The sequence below is a fragment of the Pseudomonas sp. NPDC089395 genome (assembly GCF_044749525.1).
Classification (GTDB): Bacteria; Pseudomonadota; Gammaproteobacteria; order Pseudomonadales; family Pseudomonadaceae; genus Aquipseudomonas.
In genome coordinates this window covers 25,316-41,264 of record NZ_JBIVID010000012.1, presented here as the reverse complement: position 1 = coordinate 41,264, position 15,949 = coordinate 25,316, and the positions used below count along the sequence as shown (strand labels likewise).

The following is a 15,949-nucleotide window of genomic DNA, read 5'->3' as shown; positions in this document are numbered from 1 at the left end:
CTGTACGCGCGCGCGGGTAGATAGACACTACCCGTCGACAGGCCCAGCGCTGCTTTTCACCACCGCCAGTTCCGGGTGGGCGACCAGTTTGTCGATGTGCAGCGCCTCGGTGTTCATCCAGCTTTCGCTCAGCACCCGGTAGTGCTCCAGGTCACGGCAGCGCAGGCGCAGGCTGTAGTCGAAATGGCCGCTGATCAATTGGCATTCATGAACCTGCGGGCAGGCGCGCATGGTGGCTTCGAAGGCCTTTTGGGCGGCACGGCCGCTCTGGTTGGACAGGGCCACCAGCACCAGCAGGGAAAGGCCGGGGGCGACTTTCTGCGCGTCGATGATTGCGCCGTAGCCGCGAATCACGCCGCGTCGCTCCAGCTTGCGCACGCGCTCAAGGCACGGGCGCGGGGTGAGGTGAACCAGCGTCGAAAGTTTTTCGAAGGTGATACGGCCGTCAACGCGCAGCACATTGATGATGGCTTCGTCGATGCGGTCCAGGGGAGGAGGTGGAACGTCCTTGGTGTCCATGCGCTTGTGCTTCTTTGTCGAAGGGGCATGGACAAGATAGGCGGTAAGGGGCTGCTGTGCAGCAGCCCCTGGTCAATCCATCAGGCACAAGCGGAGCCGGCCCTGGGCTTGGCACGAATTTCCACCACCCGTGGTTGCAGCAGCGCATACAGGTCTTTCGGGTTTTCCAGCGCCGGCACCAGCGCGATGTCCTGACCGATGTTCATGGCCCGCGCGGTATCCAGCACGTAGCGCAGCGCCGAATAGTCCTCCAGGGCAAAACCGACCGAGTCGAACAGGGTCACCTGCGTCGCATTCTCGCGGCCTGGGGCGGTGCCTGCGAGCACGTGCCAGAACTCGGTCACCGGCGAGTCGGCCGGCATCTGCTGGATCTCGCCTTCGACCCGGCTTTGTGGTTCGTACTCGACGATCACCCGGGCCCGCTCGACGATCTCGCGGTGCAGCTCGGTCTTGCCGGGGCAGTCGCCGCCCACGGCGTTCAGGTGCATGCCAGGCTCGATCATGTCCGGGGTCAGGATCGTGGCATAGGCTTTGTCGGCGGTGACCGTGGTGACGATATCGGCGCCGCGCACCGCTTCGGCGACGGACTTGGCGACGATCAGCTTCAGCCCAGGGCGGCCGGCCAGGTTGGCCACCAGTTTTGCCGTGGCGCAGGGGTCGATGTCGTACAGGCGGATTTCATCGATGCCCAGCAGCGTCTTGAAGGCGATGGCCTGGAACTCGCTTTGCGAGCCATTGCCGATCAACGCCATGCTCCGGCTGTCCTCGCGCGCCAGGTAGCGGGCGGCCAGGGCCGAGGTGGCTGCGGTACGGATCGCCGTGGTCAGGGTCATCTCGCTCAGCAGCAGCGGTGCGCCGGAGCTGACCTCGCTCAAGGCACCGAACGCCATGACGGTGGGCAGGCCGAGGCGGGTGTTCTTCGGGTGGCCGTTGACGTACTTGAAGGCGTACAGGCCGGCGTCGGCGACCGGCATCAGTTCGATCACCCCATCAGGTGAGTGGTTGGCCACCCGGGCGCACTTCTCGAAAGCCTGCCAGCGCAGGTAGTCCTGGCGGATGTACTCGGCCATTTCCACCAGGCAGGTGGCCAGGCCCTTGCGGTTGACCAGGCGGGCGAGGTCTTGCACATCGATATAGCGAGTCATGGCAGTCTCCCTGCGGCAGCGCATTCCAGAGTGGGCTCAAAGCCATTGTCCCGCGGGCAGAGGGCACATACTGGCTGAAGCAGGGCAGGCGCCCAGCGGGACCGGCTGATTTCAGGCGAGTGGCAGCCGAATCGGCTGTGACGTGTCTGCAATCACTGTTCGCGCAATCTTTTGTACAGGGTGGTGCGGCTGATGCCGAGCTCGCGCGCGACGGCCGAGAGATTGCCGTTGGCATTTTGCAGCCGGGTCTGCAGGTCGTCTTCGGGCAGTACGGTGCTTACGGCCACGGGCCCGCAAGCCTCGGCCAGAAAGCTCGACGGCAGGTGTTCGAGCGTGATCGGCCCGTTGCCCGCCAATGCCAGCGCCACCTGCATCACGCTGACCAGCTCGCGCACATTGCCTGGCCAGGGGTGGCGCTCGAGCAGCTCGAGGATGGCCCGGGGCAGCCGCTCCGGCTGCCCCGGGTCGCGGTGCTGGGCATGCACCTGTTCGATCAGTTGCCGCCGGTCGCTGCGCTCGCGCAGCGCTGGCAAGACCACCGCCATGGCGGCGATGCGGTAGTAGAGATCCTGACGAAAGCGCCCGGCACGCACCTCTTCGGCCAGGTCGCGGTTGCTCGCCGAGATTACTCGGATATCCACCGCCACCGGTTCACCACTGCCCAGCGGCTGGATGCTGCGCGCCTGCAGCACACGCAACAGGCGGGCCTGGGTGGGCAGCGGCATGTCACCGATTTCGTCGAGGAACAGGATGCCCTGGTCGGCCTTGCGGATCAGTCCGGGGTTGCCCTTGTGGTGAGCGCCGGTGAAGGCGCCTTTGTCGTAGCCGAACAGCTCCGACTCCACCAGCTCGGCGGGAATGGCGGCGCAGTTGACCGCGATCAACGGCTGGCGGGCGCGGCTGCTGGCGCGGTGCAGGGTTTCGATGAACAGCTCTTTGCCAACCCCCGTTTCACCCTGGATCAACAGGGGAATGTCTTTCTCCAGCAACAGGCTGGCCTGGGCCAGGGCCTTTTCCAGGCGTGGGTCGCTGCCCGGCGCTGCTGTGCGCGGCGGGCTTTGGCGGGGGGCTTGCCACTGGCAGTGGAAGCGGTTGCGTCCGGCCGCCTGCAGGGCGAAGGCTTGCCGTTGGGGGTGAGCGAGCAACTGGCGCAAGGGGATCTGGAACAGCTGTTCGAGGTTCTGTCGCCGCGGGTCGCCCCCCAGCAGGCTGTCGGCCCGATGATTGGCCGCCAGCACCTGGCCGCGCTCATCGAATACCAGTAAACCGGCCCAGGGGCTGTCCAGGTTGTCGGAGCCACTGTTGAACAGCAGCTGCGCGTGGCGGTCGGCGTGCTGCGCCAGAATCAGGCGGTTCTCCAGGCTCTGGCCCATCATGCGCACAAGGCCCAGGGTCTGGGTGGCCGGCAGGTAGCCGTCGCTGGCCACATCGAGCACCCCGACCAGCTGCCGCTCGGCATCGAACAGCGGCGCCGCGGCGCTGGCCAGGTAGTGGTTCTGGCGCAGGTAGTGTTCATCCTGGCCGACATGGATCGGCTCGGCGCAGACCAGGGCGGTGCCAAGCGCATTGGTGCCTACACCCCGTTCGTGCCAATGGGCGCCAGCACTGAAGCCGTGCTGCTGGCGCGGCTCGACGAAACGCCGCGAGCCCCAGGTGTCGAGCAGGCAACCGCTGGCGTCGGCCAGCATCACCAGGTAACTGGCATTGCCCAGCAAGTGCGCGTACTGCGGCAGCACTTCGTCGCGGGTCAGGCGCAGCAGCGACTGGCGACGCTCCAGCAGGGCGTTCAGTTCGGCGCGGGTGAGGCAGTCGAAGTCCGGCGCGCTTTGCGGCTGCAGGCCATGCTCGCGACAGCGGGCCCAGGAGGCCTGGATCAGTTGGGCGTGGGTCGAAGCGGATGTGGCCATGGGCCTGTCCTGTGTGATTGTTGTTATCGGCCGACCGCCGTTCAGTGTCGTTCACGGCTGTTCAATGTCAAACCCGCACGTGTTCAGGTGTTCAGCGAAACTGTTCAGTTGTGAACCACGGGTGGCCGGTCAGCGTTGGCAAAGGTGCGTGCCAGAGCGAGGGGGCGAAACTGGCATGGAACTGGCTCTGTTTGGCGGACAACAATCAAAAAGGGCCGCACACCATGTCCCTGGTGCTGGAGCAGGTCAGTCGCAGTATCGATGGCCATGCCTGGATCATCGATGCCTCCCTGCGTTTCGAGCCAGGGTCGTTCAACGTGCTGCTGGGCCGCACCCTGGCCGGCAAGACCAGTCTGATGCGCCTGATGGCCGGCCTCGACCGCCCGGATCGGGGGCGCGTGCTGATGGATGGCAAGGATGTGACCGGCATTGCGGTGCGCCACCGCAACGTGTCGATGGTGTATCAGCAGTTCATCAACTACCCGACCCTGAGTGTCTTCGAGAACATTGCCTCGCCTCTGCGCCAGGCGGGCCTGGCCGAGGCGGACATCCGCCGGCGCGTGCAGGAAACCGCCGAGATGCTGCGCATCGAGGCCTACCTGAAACGCTTGCCGCTGGAGCTGTCCGGCGGCCAGCAGCAGCGCACGGCCATGGCCCGGGCGCTGGTCAAGGATGCCTCGCTGATCCTGTTCGACGAGCCGCTGGTCAATCTCGACTACAAGTTGCGTGAGGGCCTGCGCCAGGAACTGCGCGAGCTCTTCGCTGCGCGCCACTGTATTGCCGTGTATGCCACCACCGAGCCCAACGAAGCGCTGGCGCTGGGCGGCACCACGACCGTGTTGCACGAGGGCCGTATCGTGCAGAGCGGGGCCACTGCCGAGGTCTATCAGCGTCCCTGCAGCGTGCTGGCCGCCGAGCTGTTTTCCGAACCCCCGATCAACCTGATTCCGGGGCGCATCAGCGGCAACGAAGTGAGCCTGGCCCAGACCGTGCACTTCGCCCGTAACGCCGACTTGCAGCGCCTGGGAGATGGGGATTATCGCTTCGGCGTGCGCCCCAGCCACATCACCCTGGTGCCGTCCCACGACGATGATCTGGAGCTGGCCGTGCGGGTGGAGCTGGCCGAGATCAGTGGTTCGGAAACCTTCCTGCACGTGCGTAACGAGCACTGGCGGATGGTCCTGCACCTGCCCGGCGTACACGAATACCAGGTGGATGCGCCGATTCGCGTGTTCATCCCCACCCACAAGCTGTTCGTCTTCGACAGCGCAGGTGCACTGGTGCAGGCACCTGGCTTGCGCCAGGCGAGGAGTGCCTGATGGCCGAGATTCGCCTGCGCCACTTGGCCCACAGTTACAGCCGCCAGCCTGCCAGCGAGGCGGACTATGCCCTGCATGCGCTGGACCATGTGTGGGAGCAGGGCGGTGCCTATGCCTTGCTGGGGCCTTCGGGGTGCGGCAAGTCGACCCTGCTCAACATCATCTCGGGCCTGCTCACGCCGTCCCATGGCGAGGTGCTGTTCGACGGCAAGCCGGTCAACGACTTGCTGCCGCAACAGCGCAACATCGCCCAGGTGTTCCAGTTCCCGGTGGTGTACGACACCATGACGGTGTTCGACAACTTGGCCTTTCCCTTGCGCAATCAGGGCCTGGATGAGGGACGGGTGCGCAGCCGGGTCGAGGAAATCGCCGAGGTGCTCGACCTGTCGGCGGTACTGCAGAAAAAGGCGCGCAACCTCAGCGCCGACGAAAAACAGAAGGTGTCCATGGGCCGCGGGCTGGTGCGCGACGACGTCTCGGCGATTCTCTTCGATGAGCCGCTGACGGTGATCGACCCGCACCTGAAATGGAAGCTGCGGCGCAAGCTCAAGCAGATCCATGAGCAGTTCAACATCACCATGATCTACGTCACCCACGATCAGCTGGAGGCCTCGACCTTCGCCGACAAGATCGCGGTGATGCACGGCGGGCGCATCGTCCAGTTCGGCACCCCGCGCGAGCTGTTCGAGCGACCCCGGCATACCTTCGTCGGCTACTTCATCGGCAGCCCGGGCATGAACCTGATCGATGTGCAGGCCGAGGCCGATGGCGTGGCGTTCGGTGATATCCACCTGCCCCTGCCCGAGGGCCTGCGCGAGCGCCTGGCGGCGACGGGCGGCGGGCGCCTGCAGGTGGGGATTCGGCCGGAATTCGTGCAGCTGTGGGACAGCCCGTTCGATCAGGCCTACCCGGCGCAGGTGCTCGACGTCGAGGACCTGGGCACCTACCGCATCGTCACCCTGGCGTTGGGTGGGGTGGCGCTCAAGGCGCGCCTGGCGGAGGACCGTCCATTGCCGGCGGCGCAGGCCTGGGTGAGCCTGCCGGCGCAGTGGCTGATGCTGTATGTCGACGATGTGCTGCTGGAGGCCGGGCCATGAACAAGGTGCCCAACAACAAGGCCTGGTGGCTGGTGCTGCCGGTGTTCCTGCTGGTGGCCTTCAGCGCCGTGGTGCCGATGATGACCGTGGTCAACTATTCGCTGCAGGACATCTTCGACCAGTCCAACCGCTACTTCGTGGGGGCCGACTGGTACCGCCAGGTACTGCGCGACCCGGCCTTGCACGATGCCTTGCTGCGCCAGTTCATCTACTCGGCCTGTGTGCTGGCGATCGAGATCCCGCTGGGCATCGCCATCGCCCTGACCATGCCGACCCAGGGGCGCCGGGCCTCGCTGTGCCTGATCGTCATGGCCATTCCGTTGCTGATTCCGTGGAACGTGGTCGGCACCATCTGGCAGATCTTCGGCCGCGCCGACATCGGCCTGCTCGGCGCGACGCTGGCCAAGCTGGGGGTGAACTACAACTACGCCAGCAACACCTTCGACGCCTGGCTGACCGTGCTGGTGATGGACGTGTGGCACTGGACCTCGCTGGTGGCGCTGCTGTGCTATTCGGGCCTGCGTGCGATCCCGGACGTGTACTACCAGGCGGCGCGCATCGACCGTGCCTCGAACTGGGCGGTGTTCCGGCACATCCAGTTACCCAAGCTGAAGAACGTATTGCTGATCGCGGTGATGCTGCGCTTCATGGACAGCTTCATGATCTACACCGAGCCGTTCGTGCTGACCGGCGGGGGGCCGGGCAACGCCACCACCTTCCTCAGCCAGACCCTTACGCGTATGGCCGTGGGGCAATTCGACCTGGGCCCGGCGGCGGCGTTTTCGCTGGTGTACTTCCTGATCATCCTGCTGGTCTCGTGGCTGTTCTATACGGCCATGACCCACGCCGACAAGGACTAGGCCATGTGCACGAGAAAGACCCTGGTCTTGCTGCTGTATTTCTTCTTCCTGCTGGTGCCGATCTACTGGTTGCTGAACATGTCGTTCAAGAGCAACACCGAGATCCTTGGTGGCCTGACCCTGTGGCCGCAGGCCTTCACCCTCGACAACTACCGGGTGATCTTCACCGATGCCAGCTGGTACAGCGGCTACCTCAACTCGCTGTACTACGTGTGCCTGAACACGGTCATTTCGCTGCTGGTGGCGCTGCCGGCGGCCTATGCCTTTTCACGCTACCGCTTTCTCGGCGACCGCCACCTGTTCTTCTGGTTGCTGACCAACCGTATGGCGCCGCCGGCGGTGTTTCTGCTGCCGTTCTTCCAGCTGTATTCGTCGATCGGCCTGTTCGACACACACATTGCCGTGGCCTTGGCCCATTGCCTGTTCAACGTGCCGCTGGCGGTGTGGATCCTGGAAGGCTTCATGTCCGGCGTGCCCAAGGAAATCGACGAAACCGCCTACATCGATGGCTACAGCTTCCCGCGCTTCTTCGTGAAGATCTTCATTCCGCTGATCGGTTCCGGCATCGGCGTGACGGCGTTTTTCTGCTTCATGTTCTCGTGGGTCGAGCTGCTGCTGGCGCGCACCCTGACGTCGGTCAATGCCAAGCCGATCGCAGCGGTGATGACCCGCACCGTGTCCGCCTCAGGGATCGACTGGGGGGTGCTGGCCGCGGCCGGCGTGCTGACCATCCTGCCGGGCATGCTGGTGATCTGGTTCGTCCGCAACCACGTGGCCAAGGGCTTCGCCCTGGGCCGGGTATAGGGAGGTAGCACGCATGGAGTGGATGGCCTGGACCCTGCCCACGGCGCTGTTCTTCGCGGCCGTCGGCGTGCTGTTGCTGTGCATGACCTTGTTCGAGCTGCGCCGCCCCTGTGTCGAGCGGCGCGGCTTCTTGCCGATCGTCACCAGCCGTGGCGACCGGTTGTTCATCGGCCTGCTGGCCAGCGCCTATCTGCACCTGCTGGTGGTCGGGCTCAGCGATTGGCCGTTGTGGGTGGCCTCGCTGCTGTCGCTGGGCTGGCTGGTGGTGGTGATGCGCTGGGGCTGAGCGACGGCTCCGGGGAATAACTCAATCGGGAGATCACAATGTTCCAGAACAATCACAAACGGCGACATTTGACCCTGGCCGCGTGGCTGGTACTGGCCAGCGTGCAGGGCACGGCGTGGGCCGACCAGTACGAGGACGCGGCGAAAAAGTGGATCGGCAGCGAGTTCAAACCGTCCACCCTGACACCTGAACAGCAGTTGGCCGAGCTCAAGTGGTTTATCAAGGCGGCCGAGCCGTTTCGTGGGATGAAGATCAACGTGGTGTCGGAAACCATCACCACCCATGAGTACGAGTCCAAGGTGCTGGCCAAGGCCTTCAGCGAGATCACCGGCATCCAGCTGACTCACGACCTGCTGCAAGAAGGCGATGTGGTGGAGAAACTGCAGACGCAGATGCAGTCGGACAAGAACATCTATGACGGCTGGGTCAACGACTCTGACCTGATCGGTACGCACTTTCGCTATGGCAAGGTGGAGTCGATCACCGACCTGATGGCCAACGAAGGCAAGGATTACACCTCGCCAACCTTGGACATCAAGGATTTTATCGGCCTGTCCTTTACTACCGCCCCAGACGGCAAGGTCTATCAACTGCCCGACCAGCAGTTCGCCAACCTTTACTGGTTCCGCGCCGACTGGTTCGAGCGGCCGGAGCTCAAGGCCAAGTTCAAGGAAAAATACGGCTACGAGCTGGGCGTGCCGGTGAACTGGTCGGCCTACGAGGACATCGCCAAGTTCTTCACCGAGGACGTCAAGGAAATCGACGGCAAGCGGGTGTACGGCCACATGGACTACGGCAAGAAAGACCCCTCGCTGGGCTGGCGCTTCACCGATGCCTGGTTCTCCATGGCTGGCGGCGGCGACAAGGGCCTGCCCAATGGCTTGCCGGTCGATGAGTGGGGGATTCGCGTGGAGGATTGCCACCCGGTCGGCTCCAGTGTGACCCGCGGCGGCGATACCAATGGCCCGGCGGCGGTCTATGCGACGCAGAAGTACGTCGACTGGATGCGTGCCTACGCGCCCAAGGAAGCCCAGGGCATGACCTTCTCCGAGGCCGGCCCGGTGCCGGCCCAGGGCAACATTGCCCAGCAGATCTTCTGGTACACCGCGTTCACCGCCGACATGACCAAGCCGGGGCTGCCGGTGGTCAATGCCGACGGCACGCCGAAGTGGCGGATGGCGCCATCGCCCAAGGGGCCGTACTGGGAGGAGGGGATGAAGCTGGGGTATCAGGATGCCGGCTCCTGGACCTTCTTCAAGTCGACGCCGGAAAAGCAGCGTCTGGCCGCGTGGCTGTACGCCCAGTTCGTCACGTCCAAGACGGTGTCGCTGAAGAAGACCATCGTCGGCCTGACGCCGATTCGCGAGTCGGACATCAACTCCCAGGCCATGACCGACCTGGCGCCCAAGTTGGGTGGGTTGGTGGAGTTCTACCGCAGCCCGGCGCGGGTGCAATGGACGCCGACCGGTACCAACGTGCCGGACTATCCACGCCTGGCGCAGTTGTGGTGGAGCCATATCGCCGAAGTGGCCAGTGGCGAGAAGACCCCGCAGGAAGCGCTGGATGGCCTGGCGCGCGACCAGGACAAGATGATGGAGCGGCTGCAGCGCTCCAATGCGCAGGCTACCTGTGCGCCGAAGCTCAACCCAGAGAAAGATGCCCAGTACTGGTATGACCAGCCGGGGGCGCCGAAGCCTAAGCTGGCCAACGAGAAGCCCAAGGGCGAGACGGTCAGCTACGAGGAATTGCTCAAGTCGTGGGAGGCGGCGCGCAAGTGATTGGCTAGAGATGGCGTTGGCCGCTTCGCGGGACAAGCCCGCTCCCACAGGCTCTCCCACAGGCTCTACACAACGCTTAAATGATGCGCAAAACCTGTGGGAGCGGGCTTGTCCCGCGAAGCGGCCAGTACAGCCAACCAACAAATCACAGGCAAAAAAAACGGCACCTGCCAGAGGTGCCGTTTTCACATCACGCGATCTTACTGATGCAGCTCTTCGGCGGCATACAGCGTGTTCTCCAGCAGGCAAGCGCGGGTCATCGGCCCGACGCCACCCGGCACCGGCGTGATCCAGCCAGCACGGGGCAGGGCGGTCTCGTAGACCACGTCGCCGACCAGCTTGCCATCGTCCTGGCGGTTGATGCCGACGTCGATGACGATGGCGCCTTCCTTGATCCACTCACCCTTGACCAGGCCCGGCTTGCCGGCGGCTACCACCACCAGGTCGGCGCGGCCGACGTGGCCGGGCAGGTCCTTGGTGAAGCGGTGGCAGACGGTTACGGTGCAACCGGCCAGCAGCAGTTCCATGGCCATCGGTCGGCCAACGATGTTGGACGCGCCGACGATCACCGCGTTCATGCCGTACAGGTCCTGACCGGTGCTTTCCAGCAGGGTCATGATGCCTTTTGGCGTGCACGGACGCAGCAGCGGGATACGCTGGGCCAGGCGGCCGATGTTGTAAGGGTGGAAGCCATCGACATCCTTGTCCGGGCGGATACGTTCGAGCAGCAGCGAGGCATCCAGGTGCGCCGGCAGCGGCAGCTGCAGCAGGATGCCATCGACGGCCGGGTCGTCGTTGAGGCGGTCGATCAGCTCGGTCAGGGCTTGCTGCGTGGTATCGCTGGGCAGGTCGAAAGCTTGCGAAATGAAGCCGACCTCTTCGCAGTCCTTGCGCTTGTGCGAGACATAGACTTGGGAGGCGGGGTCGGTGCCGACCAGGATCACCGCCAGGCCTGGCGTGCGCAGGCCTTGCTGGCGACGCTCCTCGACACGTTGAGCGATCTCTTTGCGCAGGTTGGCGGCGATCGCCTTGCCATCGATTAGGTGTGCAGTCATAGACGCGTGATTAACCATCGAGAAAGGAACAATAAAGAGGGCGCATTCTCGCACGACACGGCCCGAGGGCAAAGGCGGGTGGTCGGGCAAATCCCCTAACCCCTTAAATAATTTAAATTTTTTTGAAAAAGGTGTTGACGCTCTACCGGCTCGCCTATAAGATTCGCCGCACTTGTCGGGCACAGCCTAGCACTGGTTGGCTAAGTCGGGCAGAATGAGTGGTTTGTCGCTCGTTCGGTTAGGCTTTAAGCTTATGCGCCCGTAGCTCAGCTGGATAGAGCATCCGCCTTCTAAGCGGATGGTCGCAGGTTCGAGTCCTGCCGGGTGCGCCATTAGGCCGCATGGGCAAGCAAGTAAGGCTGTTTAGCGATATGGTGGGCGTAGCTCAGTTGGTAGAGCGCTGGATTGTGATTCCAGTTGTCGTGGGTTCGATTCCCATCGTCCACCCCATATTCTTCGAAGGCGCCTTGATTGTAGATCTGGCGCCTTTGTTTTAAGCGCTACGCGGACGTGGTGAAATTGGTAGACACACTGGATTTAGGTTCCAGCGGCGCAAGCTGTAAGAGTTCGAGTCTCTTCGTCCGCACCATGTTTCTGTAAAGGCAGTACCGCAGCATCGCAAGACCGCAATATGGTGGGCGTAGCTCAGTTGGTAGAGCGCTGGATTGTGATTCCAGTTGTCGTGGGTTCGATTCCCATCGTCCACCCCATATTCTTCGAAGGCGCCTTGATTGTATAATCAGGCGCCTTTGTTTTTTCTGCCTCGCGCGGACGTGGTGGAATTGGTAGACACACTGGATTTAGGTTCCAGCGGCGCAAGCTGTAAGAGTTCGAGTCTCTTCGTCCGCACCATATTTGCTTTCGTTCTCACCTGATTGGGGCGAGATGCCTGAAAAAGCCGCTTATTGCGGCTTTTTTGATTTTCGGGGTGCTGCTGGGTGTTTGCCTCGGATGTGTGGTGTTGCGCAAACCGAGCGCCGCCCGCGCGGCGCTCGATTTGCGCATCTGCGCAATCCTCAAGACGAGCGCATCGCTGTCACCGCACAATCCCCCTTGTAATCCTCTGGTGGCACCCCAATAAAAGCTGATAGATTTCAGCCGGTTGAAACACCGGCCCGTAGGCCGGTAGAGGAATTACCCCATGATTGCTAAAGAAGCCCGCCAGGCCCTGGCGCTGCAGCGGTTCGCCGAAGCGAACCCGCAACTGCTCGAAGAAATCCGCGAGCTCGATGCGCGCGAGCAGGCCCAGCAGATCGAGTGGGCATTCGAGGATGCAGCCGATGAGCAGGGCATCCAGCCCTGGGAGCTGGCGTTGCAACTGATCGCCGACAGCCCCGAGCAGCTTCAGGCCATGCGCCTGGAAACCCATCGCGAGGTGGCCGAGGCGCTGGGCATGGAGTGGGAAGAGTACTGTCAGTTCAACGAAATCGACCCGCAATAACGGCGTTTTCGCAGGCTGCAGTTGTTTGACAAGGTATTTCGGCTGCGCGTCGCCTGAAGCGCTGTGCAGCTTACTTATATAAAGAGGCCCGGCGGCACGCCGTGCGGGCCTTTGAAGCTAATCGACCGGCGTAGATTCCCGTCGTCCCGAGTGGGGTGACTTCTGCTGCGTGACTCACTAGAATGCTTGCCCTTGATTCTGGAGTCGGGTTATCGCCGGCTAACGTCTGTGCAACGAGGAATATCCATGCAAGTTTCTGTTGAAAACACTTCCGCTCTCGAGCGCCGCATGACCATCGCCGTTCCGGCCGAGCGCGTCGAGAACGAAGTCAACAAGCGTCTGCAGCAGACTGCCAAGCGCGCCAAAGTCGCGGGCTTCCGCCCAGGCAAAGTGCCGATGAGCGTGATCCGCCAGCGTTTCGAAGCCGATGCCCGTCAGGAAGCCTTCGGCGACCTGGTTCAGGCTTCCTTCTACGAAGCCATCGTCGAGCAGAAGCTGAACCCGGCTGGCGCTCCGGCCGTCGAGCCGAAGTCCTTCGAAAAGGGCAAGGACCTGGAATTCGTCGCCATCTTCGAAGTATTCCCTGAGTTCACCGTTGCTGGCCTGGAGTCGATCAAGGTCGAGCGCCTGAGCGCCGAAGTGGCCGATGCCGACCTGGACAACATGCTGGAAGTGCTGCGCAAGCAGAACGTCCGCTTCGAGGCCGTTGAGCGAGCCGCCGAGAAAGACGACCAGGTCAACATCGACTTCGTCGGCAAGATCGACGGCGAAGCCTTCGCCGGTGGTTCGGCCAAGGGCACCCAGCTGGTACTGGGCTCCGGCCGCATGATCCCAGGCTTCGAAGACGGCCTGGTAGGCGCCAAGGCGGGCGAAGAGCGCGTTGTCAACGTGACCTTCCCTGAGGACTATCAGAACCTGGACCTGGCCGGCAAGGCCGCCGAGTTCACCATCACCGTCAACAGCGTGTCGGCCCCTCAGCTGCCAGAACTGAACGAAGAATTCTTCGCCCAGTTCGGCATCAAGGAATCGACCCTGGAAGGCTTCCGCGCCGAAGTTCGCAAGAACATGGAGCGTGAGCTGCGCCAGGCGATCAAGACCAAGGTCAAGAACCAGGTCATGGACGGTCTGCTGGCCGCAAACCCGATCGAAGTGCCTAAGGCCCTGCTGGAGAACGAAGTCAACCGTCTGCGCGTGCAGGCTGTTCAGCAGTTCGGCGGCAACATCAAGCCTGAGCAACTGCCGGCCGAGCTGTTCGAAGAGCAAGCCAAGCGCCGTGTGGTGCTGGGCCTGATCGTCGCTGAAGTGGTCAAGCAGTTCGAGCTGAAGCCGGATGACGCCAAGGTTCGCGAGATGATCGAGGAAATGGCTTCGGCTTACCAAGAGCCTGAGCAGGTCATCTCCTGGTACTACAAGAACGACCAGCAGCTGAACGAAGTCCGTTCGGTTGTGCTGGAAGAACAAGTTGTAGATACTGTTCTGCAGAAAGCGACTGTGACCGACAAATCGGTCTCGTACGAAGATGCCGTAAAGCCAGCACAGGCGCCTGCCGAAGCTGAGTAATACGTTTCTCTCGTAGGAAACCCCCACAAGCCAGCCTTCGCGCTGGCTTGTGCGTATTCAAGCCATGACTATTTGGGAGTGAGCGCAGGACATGTCCCGCAATTCTTATATTCAGCAGAGCTCTGACATCCAGGCCGCAGGCGGCCTGGTCCCGATGGTTATCGAGCAGTCCGCCCGTGGCGAACGTGCCTACGACATCTACTCGCGCCTGTTGAAGGAGCGTGTGATCTTCCTGGTTGGCCCGGTAGAGGACTACATGGCCAATCTGGTGGTGGCGCAGCTGCTGTTCCTTGAAGCGGAAAACCCGGACAAGGACATCCATCTGTACATCAACTCCCCAGGCGGCTCGGTCACTGCTGGCATGTCGATCTACGACACCATGCAGTTCATCAAGCCAGACGTCTCGACCATCTGCATCGGCCAGGCCTGCAGCATGGGCGCCTTCCTCTTGGCCGCAGGTGCCAAGGGCAAGCGCCACTGCCTGCCGAACTCGCGCGTGATGATTCACCAGCCACTGGGCGGCTTCCAGGGCCAGGCCACCGATATCGAGATCCACGCCCAGGAAATTCTCAATATCAAGGCGCGCCTGAACGAACTGCTGGCCTACCACACCGGCCAGGAGCTTGAGACCATCAAACGCGACACTGAGCGTGACAACTTCATGAGCGCCTCGCGCGCGGCCGAGTACGGCCTGATCGACTCGGTCTACGACAAGCGGCAACTGGTATCCTGAACCTAGGTGCCAGAGCAGGTAGGCGCCGAAAGCGCCTACCTGCGGACTTGAAAAAGCCCGCAATTGCCTTCATCTTGTGTTGCAAGCCTACCGGATTGGATCGATCGAATGACTGACACCCGTAACGGCGAGGACAGCGGCAAATTGCTTTATTGCTCCTTCTGCGGCAAAAGCCAGCACGAAGTGCGCAAACTGATTGCCGGGCCCTCGGTATTTATCTGCGACGAGTGCGTCGACCTGTGCAACGACATCATCCGTGAGGAGGTGCAGGAAGCCCAGGCCGAGAGCAGCGCGCACAAATTGCCTTCGCCGAAAGAAATCAGCGGCATCCTGGACCAATACGTGATTGGTCAGGAGCGCGCCAAGAAGGTGCTGTCCGTAGCGGTGTACAACCACTACAAGCGCCTGAATCAGCGTGACAAGAAGGGTGACGAAGTCGAACTCGGCAAGAGCAACATTCTGCTCATCGGGCCTACGGGCTCGGGCAAGACCCTGCTCGCCGAAACCCTTGCACGCCTGTTGAATGTACCGTTCACCATTGCCGATGCCACCACCCTGACCGAAGCCGGTTATGTCGGTGAGGACGTCGAGAACATCATTCAGAAACTGCTGCAAAAGTGCGACTACGACGTGGAAAAGGCCCAGATGGGCATTGTCTACATCGACGAGATCGACAAGATCTCGCGCAAGTCGGACAACCCGTCCATTACCCGTGATGTCTCGGGCGAAGGCGTGCAGCAGGCGTTGCTGAAGCTGATCGAAGGCACCGTGGCCTCCGTACCGCCGCAGGGCGGTCGCAAGCACCCGCAACAGGAATTCCTGCAGGTCGATACCCGCAATATCCTGTTCATCTGCGGTGGCGCCTTCTCGGGCCTGGAAAAGGTCATCCAGAACCGCTCCACCAAGGGTGGCATCGGTTTTGGCGCCGAAGTGCGCAGCAAGGAAGAGGGTAAGAAGGTCGGTGAATCGCTGCGCGAAGTCGAGCCGGACGATCTGGTCAAGTTTGGCCTGATCCCCGAGTTCGTCGGCCGTCTGCCGGTCCTGGCGACCCTCGACGAGCTGGATGAGGCGGCGCTGATGCAAATCCTCACCGAGCCGAAGAACGCCTTGACCAAGCAGTATGCCAAGCTGTTCGAGATGGAAAGCGTGGACCTCGAGTTCCGCAGTGATGCCCTCAAGGCCGTTGCACGCAGGGCCCTGGAGCGCAAGACTGGCGCCCGTGGCCTGCGTTCGATCCTCGAAGGCGTGCTGCTTGATACCATGTACGAGATTCCTTCGCAGAAGGAAGTCAGCAAGGTGGTGATCGACGAGAGCGTCATCGAAGGCACGTCGAAGCCGCTGCTGATCTACGAGAACAGCGAGCCGCAAGCCAAGGCCGCACCCGACGCCTGATTCAGGCGAACGTTGGGTACTGGTTACAAGCAGGAGGGGGCCTACGGGCCCCT

14 protein-coding genes and 5 tRNA genes are annotated in these 15,949 nt (G+C 62.5%); 15 read left to right on the top strand and 4 right to left on the bottom strand.

Annotation, left to right across the window (positions count from 1 at the left end; genetic code table 11):
• Nucleotides 1-27: 27 nt before the first annotated feature.
• The 3 genes from ACIPZG_RS22575 to ACIPZG_RS22565 all read right to left on the bottom strand — a co-directional run bounded on the left by ACIPZG_RS22575 (nucleotide 28) and on the right by ACIPZG_RS22565 (nucleotide 3,571).
• A complete protein-coding gene (locus ACIPZG_RS22575) occupies nucleotides 28-519 on the bottom strand; it encodes an Lrp/AsnC family transcriptional regulator (protein WP_400717033.1) in 492 nt (163 codons plus the stop codon).
• An 80-nt stretch (nucleotides 520-599) separates the two neighbouring features.
• Entirely contained in the window at nucleotides 600-1,664 is a 1,065-nt protein-coding gene (locus tag ACIPZG_RS22570; RefSeq protein ID WP_400717031.1) for an ornithine cyclodeaminase, read from the bottom strand.
• 152 nt (nucleotides 1,665-1,816) lie between these two features.
• The gene (locus ACIPZG_RS22565; RefSeq protein ID WP_400717029.1) at nucleotides 1,817-3,571 is read right to left on the bottom strand and encodes a sigma-54-dependent Fis family transcriptional regulator; all 1,755 of its coding nucleotides are present in this window, start codon (nucleotides 3,569-3,571) and stop codon (nucleotides 1,817-1,819) included.
• A 224-nt stretch (nucleotides 3,572-3,795) separates the two neighbouring features.
• On the opposite strand from ACIPZG_RS22565, the gene ACIPZG_RS22560 reads away from it, so the two are divergent.
• Genes ACIPZG_RS22560 through ACIPZG_RS22535 form a run of 6 tightly spaced genes read left to right on the top strand, consistent with a single transcriptional unit; the run spans nucleotide 3,796 to nucleotide 9,715 of the window.
• Nucleotides 3,796-4,890, top strand: coding sequence for an ABC transporter ATP-binding protein (locus ACIPZG_RS22560; protein ID WP_400717028.1), 1,095 nt, complete (start codon nucleotides 3,796-3,798; stop codon nucleotides 4,888-4,890).
• On the top strand, nucleotides 4,890-5,987 hold the full coding sequence (locus ACIPZG_RS22555; RefSeq protein WP_400717025.1) for an ABC transporter ATP-binding protein: 1,098 nt from the start codon (nucleotides 4,890-4,892) through the stop codon (nucleotides 5,985-5,987). The genes ACIPZG_RS22560 and ACIPZG_RS22555 overlap by 1 nt, the downstream gene beginning before the upstream one ends.
• On the top strand, nucleotides 5,984-6,847 hold the full coding sequence (locus tag ACIPZG_RS22550; RefSeq protein ID WP_400717022.1) for a carbohydrate ABC transporter permease: 864 nt from the start codon (nucleotides 5,984-5,986) through the stop codon (nucleotides 6,845-6,847). The genes ACIPZG_RS22555 and ACIPZG_RS22550 overlap by 4 nt, the downstream gene beginning before the upstream one ends.
• A gap of 3 nt (nucleotides 6,848-6,850) precedes the next feature.
• A complete protein-coding gene (locus ACIPZG_RS22545) occupies nucleotides 6,851-7,651 on the top strand; it encodes a carbohydrate ABC transporter permease (RefSeq protein ID WP_400717021.1) in 801 nt (266 codons plus the stop codon).
• A gap of 13 nt (nucleotides 7,652-7,664) precedes the next feature.
• The gene (locus ACIPZG_RS22540) at nucleotides 7,665-7,937 is read left to right on the top strand and encodes a DUF2160 domain-containing protein (RefSeq protein ID WP_008089450.1); all 273 of its coding nucleotides are present in this window, start codon (nucleotides 7,665-7,667) and stop codon (nucleotides 7,935-7,937) included.
• Nucleotides 7,938-7,975: 38 nt separating this feature from the next.
• Nucleotides 7,976-9,715, top strand: a complete 1,740-nt coding sequence (locus tag ACIPZG_RS22535; protein ID WP_400717018.1) for a carbohydrate ABC transporter substrate-binding protein — start codon at nucleotides 7,976-7,978, stop codon at nucleotides 9,713-9,715.
• Between the two features lie 200 nt (nucleotides 9,716-9,915).
• Here the strand turns inward: ACIPZG_RS22535 and folD are convergent, their stop codons facing one another.
• Nucleotides 9,916-10,770 carry a bifunctional methylenetetrahydrofolate dehydrogenase/methenyltetrahydrofolate cyclohydrolase FolD gene (gene folD, locus ACIPZG_RS22530; RefSeq protein WP_400717016.1) on the bottom strand — a complete coding sequence of 285 codons (855 nt, stop codon included), beginning with the start codon at nucleotides 10,768-10,770 and terminating at the stop codon, nucleotides 9,916-9,918.
• A gap of 255 nt (nucleotides 10,771-11,025) precedes the next feature.
• On the opposite strand from folD, the gene ACIPZG_RS22525 reads away from it, so the two are divergent.
• The 9 genes from ACIPZG_RS22525 to clpX all read left to right on the top strand — a co-directional run bounded on the left by ACIPZG_RS22525 (nucleotide 11,026) and on the right by clpX (nucleotide 15,896).
• Nucleotides 11,026-11,102 (top strand) — tRNA-Arg (locus tag ACIPZG_RS22525).
• Nucleotides 11,103-11,144: 42 nt separating this feature from the next.
• Nucleotides 11,145-11,220: transfer RNA gene (locus ACIPZG_RS22520), tRNA-His, on the top strand.
• A gap of 54 nt (nucleotides 11,221-11,274) precedes the next feature.
• Nucleotides 11,275-11,359 (top strand) — tRNA-Leu (locus ACIPZG_RS22515).
• Between the two features lie 45 nt (nucleotides 11,360-11,404).
• Nucleotides 11,405-11,480, top strand: a tRNA-His gene (locus ACIPZG_RS22510).
• Nucleotides 11,481-11,537: 57 nt separating this feature from the next.
• Nucleotides 11,538-11,622: transfer RNA gene (locus ACIPZG_RS22505), tRNA-Leu, on the top strand.
• 289 nt (nucleotides 11,623-11,911) lie between these two features.
• Complete coding sequence (locus ACIPZG_RS22500) at nucleotides 11,912-12,211, top strand: DUF6388 family protein (protein WP_400717014.1); 300 nt, start codon at nucleotides 11,912-11,914, stop codon at nucleotides 12,209-12,211.
• A 246-nt stretch (nucleotides 12,212-12,457) separates the two neighbouring features.
• The gene (gene tig, locus ACIPZG_RS22495; RefSeq protein ID WP_400642980.1) at nucleotides 12,458-13,771 is read left to right on the top strand and encodes a trigger factor; all 1,314 of its coding nucleotides are present in this window, start codon (nucleotides 12,458-12,460) and stop codon (nucleotides 13,769-13,771) included.
• Between the two features lie 91 nt (nucleotides 13,772-13,862).
• Nucleotides 13,863-14,504 carry an ATP-dependent Clp endopeptidase proteolytic subunit ClpP gene (gene clpP, locus ACIPZG_RS22490; RefSeq protein WP_008097937.1) on the top strand — a complete coding sequence of 214 codons (642 nt, stop codon included), beginning with the start codon at nucleotides 13,863-13,865 and terminating at the stop codon, nucleotides 14,502-14,504.
• A gap of 108 nt (nucleotides 14,505-14,612) precedes the next feature.
• The gene (gene clpX / locus ACIPZG_RS22485; RefSeq protein ID WP_008097935.1) at nucleotides 14,613-15,896 is read left to right on the top strand and encodes an ATP-dependent Clp protease ATP-binding subunit ClpX; all 1,284 of its coding nucleotides are present in this window, start codon (nucleotides 14,613-14,615) and stop codon (nucleotides 15,894-15,896) included.
• Nucleotides 15,897-15,949 lie beyond the last annotated feature (53 nt).